The sequence below is a fragment of the Verruconatronum alginivorum genome, from assembly GCF_056590205.1.
Window position 1 is genome coordinate 409,770 of the sequence record NZ_JBWPVQ010000001.1, and the last position, 13,065, is coordinate 422,834.

A 13,065-nucleotide genomic window follows, 5' to 3' on the forward strand; every position below is an offset into this window, starting at 1 on the left:
GTGAACAAAACCGGATTTCCGAAGAAACGACTGAATTTTCATAAATGGCAGGCGAGTCGTCCCGCGCTCGCAAAAAGAGGATCAAGGAAAACGAGATCCAGCATCAAGGACGCCTGTTCCGACGACAACCACAATGCCGTCAAACGTTGACCGCCTTAATCGACCGCTCAAAATCACCGTAGTCGGGTTGGCTTCGCCGCCCGACAGCAGCGGCGAAAACGACCGAACGACCAGGATATCCCGCGTCACGACCAGCTCGCATAGGTCCCCCCCGACTTTTCGGGCCGACCGGACAACGGGGCAGCGGAGCCAACCCCGCTACATGAAACCCCACGCCGGAACCCCGATTCCGCCAACCACGCTCCATTGGACGGCAAATATTCAAATATTTCTTGGCGCATCGATTCCGGAAAAACATAGAGCCGTCCGCGCGATCGCGGACGGCTCTTGAAAACAACAGATTGACCGTCGCTTGTCCCTATTCGTTCGAAACGACGCTCACCCGCAGGAAGCGCCGCGAGGATCCGGAGATGCTTTCCGAATCGAAATAGGTGACGGTTTCAATCCCGTCGGCGGTAGTGACCGCGTAATCGCCTTCGCCGGTCACCCAATCCACCAGGTCGGTCGAGACCTCGACTACGTAGTCGAGATCGTCGATTCCTTCCCGACGCTCGAAGGTGATTGTCAGGAATTCCTCGCCGCCGACCGTTTGGATCGACTCTTGGAGGTTAAGGACGTTCGGCTGCAGCGGATGAGTGTTGAAGGCGTATTCCAACAGATTCACCAACCCGTCACCATCCGGATCAGCCATTCGCCCGCTGATCGATTCATCGCCGTAATCTTCGCCGAACTTGGCCTGCGCCCAGGCGGCATACCCCGACAACGGTGGCTCGCCGGTGGCCGGTCCCCATGCGGCAACTCCGGTATCCGGACGTTCAAACCCGGAAGTCGCCACCACTTCGGAACGCACCCCGGTCGCGGTATTGTAGGAGAAGATTCTCCCGGCCCCGCTCTCGACATAGAAGAGCTGTCCGGCCTCGGTGAGGGAAATTCCCCGCCCCTGTCCGGAATCCGTGACAAGGAAGGTAATCTCGCCGGTCGCGATATCCCCACCGTTCGAACTATAGTCATACGCTCCCAACTGCGCTTCGAAACCTGTGAAATAAACGATTTGGTTCGCCGCATCCAGCGCCAGGCCGTAATGACGGAGATCGTGCACCTCCCCGTCGTGGACCCGCAAGTCGACCACGGTTTGGTGGGTTTGCGTGGCGATATCGGTCACCCATAGATAGGTGTCGATCGCGTTGACCGAAAGGATGCGATCATCTCCCAGTAGCACGAGGGCGGTGGTCCTGTCGCTCGGCGAGCCGAGCGAGGTGACGTTCCCTCCAGTCTCCAAGTCGGCCGAATACAACCCGTTGTCCCATTCGGAGAAATAGAGTTTTCCGTTCGCTTCATCGACGACGACGGATTGAGGGCGGAAGAGGCCGGTCACGCTCGCCGGACGCTCGACGAAAAGCCGCGCATCCTCTCCGCTACGGGTGGCGCGCCAGATCCCTCCCGGCCGGTCGGGATCGTCGGTGACGCCCAGATCGACCCAGTAAATGTAATCGGCGGTGATGGTGATGCCCATCGGCTTTCCGTTCATCACTTGATCGTCAACTCCCGTGCCGTCGAAGATGGCGCGGACATCCGAACCATCGAGGTTGGCGCCCACGATCCGGGCACTGGCCCCGGCGCCCCAGCTTCCCCAATAAAGATCGGCGCTAGCCGGCGGAAGAGGCTCAACATGCACGAACATCAACGACTCCGGACCGACGATCTCCTTGAAATAACGGACCGCCCCCATCACCGCGAACATGTCGCCCATTCCAATCGTCAGATGGGTTCCTTCCGCAGGCTGGTTCAAGCTGGTGAAACCGTCCCAGATGCCAACCCGTTGCTGTTGAACAGGGGTCATGTTGGTGAGATCCTGCAAATAAAAGTCAACGAACCGGTCTTCCGGATTAGGACCGGTGCTTATGCCGATCGCCGCGTAATAATCGATCCCGGCGGAAAGAGAGAAACCTGACTGGATGTTTGTTTCAGCGTTATCGAAGTCTCCGGCCGGCGTGTAAACGCGGGCCGCCAAATTTCCGTTTCGAATCACACCTTGGGCCACGTTTCCGGGACTGGGATGTCCCAGCAGCCGGAAGATTTGATAAGTGTCCGATGCCGGAACCTCGGAAAGGTGGAAGAAGGTCTCGATCATGAAACTGTCCCGATTGAACTCGTTCGAGCGATGGGTGCCGATCTGGCCGTTCGACAGATCGACGCCATGGGTGATCGGCTCCTCCGTCCCCGGGATCACGCTCGGAAACGCCGAACCCGGCCCGCTGGCGGGCAACTCGATGCGGCTCACCGTATCTCCGACACTCCGCATATCCATCAATCCGGTGTGCCTCCCGGACTTCTCGCGCCACCAGGTTCCATCGGTTCCCGGCGTGCCGTCCTCTCCACTCCAGGTCCAGTAGGCGTGGGGAGCTGGCGGCGGCGGAACATACGGATAGATAAGATCGAGCGGATCCAGGACGCCCGCCGAATAACGGACGTCGCCGATCGCGGGAAAGTTGTAGTTACGGCCGATTCTGAGCGACAATCCCGCACTGCCCGGTTCGGTTCGGGCGTGCAGACTGGTGCGGGAGTCATCCAGGCCCACCCGCTCATGTTGCAAAGGCCCGTCATTGGTGAGGTCCTTGAGATAGAAATCGACGAAACGGTCGGCCGAGTCCGGCCCGGTGCTGATGGCAAATGCGGCGTAATAATCGACGTTCGGGTCCACCGAAAGTGTCGAATCCACATTGGTGTTCGCATCGAAGCTGCCGTTCGGGGGGTAAACCCGGGCCGAGAGGATATTATTCCTGACCAACCCTTGCGCCTGGACGCTCGACTGGGACATATCAAACAACCGGGAAAGCTCCTCCGTCTGCACCGCATTGAAAAAGATCTCAAAGGTAAAACTGTTGCGGTGGAATTCTTCCGAGGCGCTGGTCCGGATGTGGCCCTCCAACGTATTCAACACGTGGGTATTCTCGGCCCCGGTCACCGGAGTCGGATTCGGGAAGGCCGATCCCGGACCACCCGGGACGATTTCGACTTGGACGGGAGTGTTGGGATTCGTTTCATCTCCGTCCCTACCCACAAGACTCATGTCCCGGTCACCCAACTTGTCGTGCCACCAGGTCCCCGATACATTCGGCACGCCCGGTTCGCCTTGCCACGTCCAATAATGAATGGGTTCAACGTAATCGACATCCTCCGTGATACGCACATGCGAGATCGCAACATGTTCGGTCCCCCCTGCAAAGGTTCCACTCTGCCCCAAACCGGCCCGGTCCGCGGTCCGCCCTCCACCGGAATCTCCGACGCCAATCGAGATCCATGGTGACTCGCTGTCGAGGCGATAGAAAATTTCGTATTCGTTGCGCGGTTGATTGAACTCCAACGCCAGCCAGAACGGTTCCGCGCGCGAATTGCTCGTGAACAACGTGTAAGCGGGAATATTCACCTGGGTTGAGCTGTTAATAAATGCTTCCCCTTGAATTTGAATCAGCGGATCGGCACTGGTTCCGTGGCGGGCTAAAACCATTTCCACCACATTTCCACCAGTGGATGTCAAAAAGCCGAAACGGACGCGCTCATTCGTGGTCTGCCCGGAAAAACTGAAACTGCGAACTTCGACCTCATAGCGCATTGGTTTGACCAAGGTGCCCACGACAAACGCCGAGCGATGCGTTCCGCTCGATTCCTGAATCCGATAGGCGCCGTCGCCGGTCGTCGCCGAAAGATGGCTCCCAGCCGTCCCCCAGGTCGCGGGAGCGAGGGACCCGGTGTTCAAGGTTTGCGCCAGGGGTGTCCCCTGGGCTTCGTCAAAATGCCATTCACCGAGAGGCGCGGCGGCGAGCGGGAGCGCCCAACTCAACGCCGCGGCCGCCATCGAGAGAGGGGCCAGAGTTAATAATTTGCGGATCTTCATAGTTTTCTGTGGAGGTTCGGGAAATTTATTCTCGTGAGGTCGGCCCATGGAGCCATTCCGGATAATCGGACTCCGCGATCATCTATAGCGCCGCACAATGGGTGATACGACGGAGCAAGAGCATTGGAAAATCGGGTGTCCAGCGCAAAGGATATTCAGTCAATTGTTGACCTGCGCCCCCGTCAGACACTTCCCCGAGTCGCTCCCGCATTCACAAGTCCTCGACTTGGATCGGGTTGGGAGACATCACCAGAATGCGCGGACGCTTGGCGTGAAAATCGAGGAAAAACATGCCGTTCTGAAACTGAAATGTCTCCTCGGTGACGACGTCGAGGGCATACAGCACCGACGGCAGGTCGAGTTGTTGGACATCGAGGTTGAACAGGGCTCCGGCGGCCTCCTCTCCGTTGTTAAAAGCAACAAACGATACTTGTTGCTGATCGTTGACATGGAACGAGGCCACAACTTCCGTCGCCGCATCGACCTGGAGCAAATGCCCGTTCTCGTAATACGGATGCCAGGCCCACGGACTGTCCCAGTTGAACCATTGCGCCGGAGCCCACATCCGGTAATCGATGCCGGCCTCTTCCGCGTAGGTCTTTCGCCGGGCGCTCTCCTGGATGCGCCAGGGATACATTTTGATCCGGTTTCCATGGACCATCGAGAGCCCCCAGAGATGATTCCGATCGACCACATGGGGGTTTCTCCACGAATGCTCCACCGGTAGACCGTATTGGACGCCATTGTATTGGGCCCGGTAACGGTCGAGATTGTTCAAATCTTCCTCCATCGCCCCTTCCGCGGTGTAATTGATGTCGGTGAACGACATGATTCCGAGATTCGGAGCCCACCCGTCGTGAGCGTAAACCAATCCTCCCGTCATCACTTCCCCATGAAAGATCTTATACAACCGTTTGAACAATTCGCGACGCGCGAAAATATCCCGGGTCACCACCCGCTGCCCGGTCTTGGGATCGACGAATCCGCAGCCATGCATTTCTTCGTAACATGGCTCCGGACCCGAGGTGCTGTCGGCGTAGATTCCGTCGGCGCCGATGTTCTGAATCATCCAGACGGTTCCGCCGGTCAAGTATTCGATATACCCGCCCCGGGCGCACTCCTTGTAGCCGTCGAAATCGAACCGGGTCGGGATCCGGCGCATGGCGACACCGTAATACGGAAACATCTCCAGGGCGGGATGAAGAGCGTTCCATCCGGAGTACCACGTGGTACGGAATCCTTCGGCCTGAAGCCAGTCGTTGAACTCGCTCCGGACATCCAGGCCCGGCGCCTCCCGGAACGGTTGGCCGAAGGCGTGGTCGGCGTTCCAGTTCGAATGAATGTTATACCATTGGGCTCCGATCTCCTGGTAGGCCTCCACGAACCGGCGTTCCATGTCGATCCGTTCCTGCGGATCGGTGGTTTGAAGATTGCGGAAATCCTCGCCGGTCTGCCCGTAATAAAAATCCTGGCCCCCGGTTCCATACGGCTTAACCGGGCTCGCCCCCAATCCCCATTGGTAAGTGAGCCGATCGGAGGCGATCGGTTTGTCGATCACCCGCAAACGGAAGAGCGTGACCCCCGGTTCTTCTCCCGGCAATACCTCGATGCTTTCCGCCCGGTCGTCGAACGACCAATGCTCGGCGGTCTCCGCGCACCACTGGAACCCCCGGCGACCGGTGCCGATCCAGACGGCGTGATTAAATCCGATGGTGAACCCATCCCCGATGCTTCCGGCCCGGGGAAGACCCCCGCTCAACGCCAAAACCGACGGAGGCAAAGGATCGACCGCGCGAGGCCGTTGAGCCCGTTCGTCGTAATAGGCGTTAACCGTGTAAAGCTCGGCATGGTTCTGATCGACCGGAAACTCGACCCGCAATGAATCGACCGTATGACCCGCCGAATCGAGGTCGAGATCGATCATGATGAATCCGTCGAACTCGATCCGGGTCGTCGCCGACACCGGGATCGGTCCCAAATGCCCGGCGAACTCGTAGATCACGTGCTCCGGATCGGTGTCGGCGAGCGCGAGCGTTCCGGTCAAGGCCACGGCCTGCCCGTTCACTGACGCCACCAACCGGGGCGGACTGGCGAAGAGAGCCTCCCCTTCCGCCACCATTTGCCTCGGGAGAAAATGATCCGATTCAAAGGTATAAACGCGGCCGATGATCGTCACTTCCCCGTCGTCTTCCTGGATCGGATCGAACGGGGGCGGCACGAAGGCGCTGACTCCCGGGGGATTGCTCACCCACCAGGGAATGGGACGGTTCAGGTCGAGCGAAATCCGGGAGAGTTCGCTGCCGTTCCCATCGAGGACCCGCGCCACCAATTCATAAGCCCCTTCCCCGATCTTGTGGCTCGGCAACACGATTCGCTGGCCGAACCGACTCGCGGAGACGTCCTTGGTCTCCACCATCGAGCCACCTTGATGGAGCTCCAAACGGAAAATATCGGCCGCCTCACGCAACGAGCCGGCGAAAAGATCGACCCGCACGTCGAGGGCGTCGGCGCTCAAATAATACGGAATCATCGTTACCGAGAGTTGCCCGCTGCTCATCCGGTAAAACCGCCGATTCAAGCCGCTGGCCTGCGAATCCGAGAAGTGGATCTTTCCTTCGGAGTCCGCGCTCCCCATCAAGTTCCCCTCGAAGCTCCAGGACACGAGATCATCCGAAACTGCCAATTGATAGAGCCGGTCGGGCATCGCGGTGTAGCTCAGAGTGAAATCCCCCGTCTCCGGGTCGAAACCTAGCGCGGTCAGACGAGGCGGAACCATCTCCGGCTCCGTCATCAGCAACTCCGCCTCCGTCAACACCCCGGCGGAATAACGCACGTCCCCGATGGCGTTGAATGCCTGGTCCCGCCCGATCCGCAACGAATGCCCTCCCGGCCGGTGGTTCAAGGAAGTGAATTCCAGACCGAGCGACGTGACCCGTTGATGTTGCAATGGACCTCCGGCGGTCAGATCCTGCAAATAGAAGTCGACGAACCCGTCCTCCGGATTCGGCCCAACGCTGACCGCGATCGCGGTGTAATAATCGCGATTCGCCACCAGCGTCAAATTCGACTCGATATTACTGAAGTCGTTTTGGAGATCCGACCGGTAGAGCCGCACGCCCAACCTACCGTTCCGAATCAGCCCCCGCGCCATTTGATTTCCGGTCGAGATATCGAAAAAACGTCGATTCGACGTCCCGGACACCGCGTTCGGATTGAAGAAGACCTCGACGGTGAAACTGTCCCGGTTGAACGACTCCGCGCTGTTGTCGGTGCGGATGAAACCGGAGTCGACCGAGGTGTCGATGCCGAAAATATTCGGATTTCCGGTCAGCGGGATCGGATCGGGAAACGCGGATCCGGGACCGCTCTGCGGAAGGAGGAGCCGATTGACTGTCCCATCCGAGGGGATGTTGCTCATGTCGAGGTTGCCGATCCGGTCCTTCTGCCAGTCCGCCCCTTCCCAGGTCCAATAGTGCATCGGCTGCGCCATCGCCGCCGCCGCCCAAAAACTCGCCACACCCGCCCAGGTCCACATTCGCATCGACGTCATATTCTGCTTCTTTCCAAGTAATTAAAGTTCAAATACAGAGCCACGCACGGAAATCATTGAAAGGGAATGCTGACTCGCTGATTCATCGTGGATCTTTCGTTGGGGCTCTAAAATGAAGGAAAAACGAACCTTGGCTCGACGCCATGTTTTGTTTTCCTCCGCAAATGGGAACGCAAAACAGGTCCCGAATAAATCTCCCTTTGCTCAATCGTTGACCCTTCTTTTTCGCCATACCTGGCCGCGTCGGTGACTGCCAAGGGTTTTCCATGAACCGTCCGACGTCCCTCATAAACGATTCTATCCCTCAAGGGTTCTCTGCCCGGAAAAAAAGTGGGCGGAACGACCGAAGTCGCTCCGCCTCAAACTCAACGCGCGGCCGAAACTATCGCGATTTGAGGGAAATGAACACTTTCCCCGCGATCTCGTTAATTCGCCTGCTGCCAAAAGGGACCGTGCCGATCCTTCGCCTCGATCTCCTCTCGGGAAAGACGTTCGACGTGGCCATCCAGGAACGCCGCGTTCACGCTTCCTCCATGCGCCCAAGTAAAATCCCTGCCAGGGTGAGTCAACGGCAGGTCGGGAGTCACGTAAAACTCATAAGCCCAACCATCCGAATTCGGATTCCCGGTATTGTAAGCGCCATCGATGAAGATAAGCAGCAAACTCGGAGAATGAGCCATGTCGACGTTCGACAAATTCGGGCGATTTTCGATTGGTTCCCAATCCCTCGTCGCACAAGCATTGATGTTGATCGAATAGGACCGGCGCCAAGCCTGTCTTCCGGGATGGGTCATGTGGGAATTCGGACAGGACAATATCGTTGGTTCCCTCGTCGGATCGGTTTCCGGAAGGCCCAGATATGGCGCAAGACCCCGATCCGGGTCATTGGAAGAGGGGCGGGAGGGCCACCGCAAATAATCGGGCGTCCTGCCATTGTGCTCCTCCGTGAACAAATGGTACGCGGTGCCGAGTTGGCGGAGATTCGCCACGCATCGCGCCGTGCGACTCGATTCCCGCACTCTTCCGACGACCGGGATAAGGATCGCGGCTAAAATGCCGATGATGGCGATCACCGTCAAAAGCTCGATCAAAGTGAATCCATGCCGGGCGACACGATCGTTGCCCGGGAAAGTGCCCGTCGATGAATGCTGGATTGCTGTTTTCATTGTAATTCTCCTAATGGGATTTGAAAGAGGGTGCTCGCTTCGATTACGTCTCTGGTTTCTGCTGCAAATGAACCAAGAAACTCCCTTAGTATAAACTCTTCTTTGCTCAATCGTTGACTTTATGCCCCCCTCCCGAATACTGCGCTTATGACCAATAGACCTCTGTCAGATGGCTGATTCCATGAAGGACGAAAACGGAAAAGTCACCATGAAAACCCTGGCGAAAGCGGCCGGCGTCTCTGTCTCCACCGTCTCCCTCGCTTTGCGCAACCACAACCGGATTCCCGAGGAAACCAAAAGGAAAATCCGCGAACTGGCCCACCAACTCAATTACAAACCCAACCCCAAGCTGTCCCGCTTCATGGCCTCATTGCGCGGGAGCGACAGCCAATTCATGGTCAACATCGGCCTGGTGACGCCGGAGGTGAACCTCGACCGCCCCGAACTCTCCCGGATTTTCCGCGGCGTCCACGACCGCTCCAAAGAATTGGGCTACGGCTTCGACGAGTTTCCGATCGTCGGCGGCGTCGGCACCGAGAAACGTTTGGAGCAGGTTCTTGCCACCCGGAATATGGATGGCGTGGTATTCTTTCCGATGCGGGCCGGGAGATCGTCACTCAACATCCGCCTCGCCGGCCTCTCCGCCGTCGCGATCGGATATTCCCTCGCCTCCCCCAATCTCCACCGGATCGCCTTCGACCACTACGGGGGCGTCACCCTCGCTTTCCAAAAACTGCAGGAGGCCGGCTATTCCCGGATAGGGCTCTGTACCCGCGGACGGACGAACCAAAGCTCACGAGACGCCTGGCTTCGCGGATGGTATGCCCACGCCTTCGAGAAAGAAATCGTCGACCCGCCCCGCCCCTTGATCAGTTCCACCCTCGACTTCCGCGAATTCGAAAACTGGATACTCGACCAACGCCCCGATGCCATCCTGGTCGACGGCGCCAACAACGCCCTCGAATGGCTCGAACGGATGAAAGTGAACGTCCCCGGGGAAATCGGCTACGCCTCCCTCCACCTCGCCCATCACTGGAGCGGAATCAGCGGCCTGAAACAAAACGATTATCTCCAAGGACGCATCGCGGTCGACGCTCTCGCCCAATCCATCTACCTCAACGAACAAGGCATCCCCGAACACCCCCGCACCATCATCATCAACGGCCGCTGGATCGACGGCGCCACGACGAGACCACCAGTCACGGAGGAGACGTGACCGCAAGGGGAGCCCGGACATTGCTACGCCATCTCCGCTTCGCTTCGTCCTGTCCGGTTGCGGTTCTTGAGTAGATAGAGGGTATCCGAAAGGTTTTCGGCCGTTCCCTGACTGTAACAGCGGGAAACATACACACCCCACCATGCTTGCGCATGCCCCCCCCTCTCAAGAGCAAAATTCCGGGCTGCGCCCGGGGAACAATATGGAATAAAACTTCCTCGCCACTGGGAGGGATGGCATCCTGCCGTCCGCCGTCGGCGTCGTTCCAGGGGAAGGTCGGCTGGAAGCCAACCCTCCGATTTGACCCTGCGACCCGCATGAACAGCAACGTTTCATAAGAGGGGAATGGCGTGAAAAAGTTCCCCTCTTGAGAGCGGTGGGGTGTGTAGCGGAGCCGATCCGTCGAACGCCAACCCTTTTCGGACGGGGTCTATATAAACAGGCAGGACGGAGCGAAGCGGATATGGCGTGGCAATCCCTGTTTCTCCTTAAGTCACCACTTTCGCCGATTCGAGTGCGTCAGAGGAAGGCGACGGGTGATCGGTCAAATCCGGGATCACCACTTCGCGGCCGGTCGCGCTCGATTCATACATGGCGTCGAGCATTTCCATCAGGTAGAGGGCTTGGGTGACGTTGTTGGTCGGCTCGCGGCCAGTCAGGACCGCCTGCGCGAAATCCTCCATTTGCTCGGCGAAGCCGTTCCCATCCGTGGCCTCCATCGGAATGTCCACCAAGGTCCCCGCCTGGTCTTCGAAAAGGGTCAATGGATTAACCCGCAAGGTCGCCTTCCGACCGAAAAGAACGGTCTTTAAGGAATCCCGCCGATTGGGGCCTATCTCTGGCACGTCGTCCGGCAGGTTCGCCGCCCAACAGACTTCCAAATGCATCACCGCGCCGTTGGCGAAACGAATGAAGGCGAAACCGGTGTCGTCGACGTCGAAGTGGACATCGGGCGGGACGAAATCCCGGAAGTTGGTGGAAACTTGCGCCGAAACGGTTGTCGGGCGCGGGCACCCCATCAGAAACCAGGCCGCATCCAACGCATGGATACCGATGTCGATCACAGCGCCGCCTCCGGCCTTGGCGCGATCAACGAACCATCCGCCGATCCCGATCGGAATGCCGCGGGAACGCAGCCAGTGGGTCCGGGCAAAATAGATCTGCCCCAGCCGCCCGCTCGAAATGGTCTCCCGGGCGACGGTCGTCCGTCCGTCGAAGCGCCTTTGACGGCCGAACGCATAAACCAATTGGCGCGCGTCCGCTTCGGTCCGGACCTCCCGCATCTGCTCCCGGTTCAACGTCGGCGGCTTTTCGCACAACACATGTTTTCCGTGCCGCAGGGCGGCCATGGTGGCGGGAAAATGAAGAAAGTTCGGCAGGCAGACGACGACCGCGTCGAGCTCGGGGTCGGCCAACATCTCCTCGTAATCGCCGAAGACCTTCACCCCCGGGTGCTTTTCGGCGTAGGCCGTCGTCCGTTCGGCGTTCGTGTCGGCGGCGGCATAAAGCCTTGCGTGGGCCGAAGCCAAAACCGCTTCCGTATGCCGTTGGCCGGGCCAGCCGAGTCCGATGATACCAATGTTTACCTGCTTCTTGCTGTTCATTATGTTTAATCGAGGATAGAAATCCGACAATTTGGCCGGGGTTGGTTGAATCGAGGGACGAGACTCATATACCCCCCCTCCACCTGCAAACGGTATTTGGTCAATCGTCGACTCCGAACGGCCGTTGCAGTAACCGCTGTCGGGCGGCAACTCCAACGCGACGACGGCGGCCTCGCGGAATCCACCCGACGACACACCCCACCGATCTCACACCGATCCCCTCTTGAGAGGGGGGGACCATGCGCCAGCATGGTGGGGTGTGTTCTTCCTCTTGAAAGGAAAAACCATACCGCCCCCGACAGTCGCGTGGGCAGTAGTGGGGTTGGCTCCGCCGCCCCATTTCCCACGATGCACGAAAACCCGGATCAACAACCCCGCCCTCGACGCAGGAAATCGCCGACATTCGGGTCGCCCATGGCCGCTGCGGTCGGGCGGCGAAGCCAACCCGACTACGGCGGGCCCCACAAGCCCCTCTCCTATCTGCGGCCATTCGCGCCCATCTGCGGTTCCCTATTCTTGTCGGGACCGTTTCCGCCGAATGACCACCAGAGTCAAAGCCACCCCTCCGAAAAGAAAGGCGACCGTGGCCGGTTCCGGGATGATCAGGAGGTCGTTCTGGGAGAGGATGCCATTGGAATAGCGGATGTCGCCGTAGGTTACGGGGTCGTTGGGGCCTGGCCGAAGGTAGAAGCCCAAATCGCCCTTATGCAGCGATGTGTATTGGCTGGCCAAACTCTTTCGAGTGTAAAGCAAATCTCCGCCGTTGGTCAGATCCTGAAGGTAAAAGTCCAGGAACCGGTCTTCTTCGTTTGCGCCGACGCTGACCGCTATGGCGGCGAAATAATCGATGCCTCCGGATACCGAAAATCCGGAGCTCTCGTGGGTGAAAGAAGTGCCATTGGATTCATACATCCGGGTGGATAACTCACCCTCACGAACGGTTAGGTGAAATTGATTCGCGACGCCTCGAATGCCGAACAATTCAATGAAATTGTCCGGGTTTTCAACATTGAAAAAGATTTCTACGGTAAAACTGTCACGGTTGAACGCGGTACTGCGGGGCGTGCTGGTAGCGCTGACAGGGTTATCGTTCTTCCGGATGCCATAGTCATTCACCCCACCCACAGCCGGGTCTGGATTGGGAATAGGATTGGGGAAAGCCGAGCCGAAACCGCTGGAAGGAAGTAACACCCGCGTCGGGGTGATGCCTGCCGTCATGTGTTGATTCCCGATCTTATCTTCAAGCCAGGTTTCGGTGCTTCCCTCCCAAGACCAATACGACAGTGGTTGGGCGAAAGCAGTTGTTCCGTATAAGAAACCGGTCACCACCACAAGTGGGACGGCCTTGGCAAAAGCACGAATCATGCGACGACAAGTTATCGTGGGGAATTTCATATTATCCTGTCTCCTTGGAGTTAGATTTCAGACCCGACAATTCGGCGGGGTCGTTGAATAGCGGCGGAAAGACTCAAAAACTCCACCTCAATCAGCAAAAGGAATTTGATCAATCGTTG

Annotated in this window: 6 protein-coding genes; 1 reads left to right on the forward strand and 5 read right to left on the reverse strand. The window is 58.3% G+C overall.

The genetic code is table 11. The features are described 5' to 3' along the window. Positions 1-478 precede the first annotated feature (478 nt). From ACWUI2_RS01420 to ACWUI2_RS01430, 3 genes are all read right to left on the reverse strand, one after another. Positions 479-4,015, reverse strand: coding sequence for an NHL repeat-containing protein (locus ACWUI2_RS01420; RefSeq protein ID WP_486981074.1), 3,537 nt, complete (start codon positions 4,013-4,015; stop codon positions 479-481). 211 nt (positions 4,016-4,226) lie between these two features. Further along, entirely contained in the window at positions 4,227-7,565 is a 3,339-nt protein-coding gene (locus tag ACWUI2_RS01425; protein WP_486981075.1) for a hypothetical protein, read from the reverse strand. A 425-nt stretch (positions 7,566-7,990) separates the two neighbouring features. Continuing rightward, a complete protein-coding gene (locus ACWUI2_RS01430) occupies positions 7,991-8,731 on the reverse strand; it encodes a prepilin-type N-terminal cleavage/methylation domain-containing protein (RefSeq protein ID WP_486981076.1) in 741 nt (246 codons plus the stop codon). A gap of 181 nt (positions 8,732-8,912) precedes the next feature. Here ACWUI2_RS01430 and ACWUI2_RS01435 point away from each other — a divergent pair, with 181 nt between their 5' ends. Next, on the forward strand, positions 8,913-9,947 hold the full coding sequence (locus tag ACWUI2_RS01435; RefSeq protein ID WP_486981077.1) for a LacI family DNA-binding transcriptional regulator: 1,035 nt from the start codon (positions 8,913-8,915) through the stop codon (positions 9,945-9,947). Positions 9,948-10,435: 488 nt separating this feature from the next. On the opposite strand, the gene ACWUI2_RS01440 is transcribed toward ACWUI2_RS01435, so the two are convergent. Both ACWUI2_RS01440 and ACWUI2_RS01445 read right to left on the reverse strand, forming a co-directional pair. Further along, positions 10,436-11,551: a Gfo/Idh/MocA family protein gene (locus tag ACWUI2_RS01440; protein WP_486981078.1), complete on the reverse strand. Its 1,116-nt coding sequence runs from the start codon at positions 11,549-11,551 to the stop codon at positions 10,436-10,438. A 510-nt stretch (positions 11,552-12,061) separates the two neighbouring features. Then, complete coding sequence (locus ACWUI2_RS01445; RefSeq protein ID WP_486981079.1) at positions 12,062-12,916, reverse strand: hypothetical protein; 855 nt, start codon at positions 12,914-12,916, stop codon at positions 12,062-12,064. Positions 12,917-13,065: the final 149 nt, after the last annotated feature.

Coding starts and splice junctions, on each gene's coding strand:
- ACWUI2_RS01435 (WP_486981077.1), top strand. CDS start 8,913: ATGAAGGACGAAAACGGAAAAGTCACCATGAAAACCCTGGCGAAAGCG.
- ACWUI2_RS01440 (WP_486981078.1), bottom strand. CDS start 11,551: ATGAACAGCAAGAAGCAGGTAAACATTGGTATCATCGGACTCGGCTGG.
- ACWUI2_RS01420 (WP_486981074.1), bottom strand. CDS start 4,015: ATGAAGATCCGCAAATTATTAACTCTGGCCCCTCTCTCGATGGCGGCC.
- ACWUI2_RS01430 (WP_486981076.1), bottom strand. CDS start 8,731: ATGAAAACAGCAATCCAGCATTCATCGACGGGCACTTTCCCGGGCAAC.
- ACWUI2_RS01425 (WP_486981075.1), bottom strand. CDS start 7,565: ATGACGTCGATGCGAATGTGGACCTGGGCGGGTGTGGCGAGTTTTTGG.
- ACWUI2_RS01445 (WP_486981079.1), bottom strand. CDS start 12,916: ATGATTCGTGCTTTTGCCAAGGCCGTCCCACTTGTGGTGGTGACCGGT.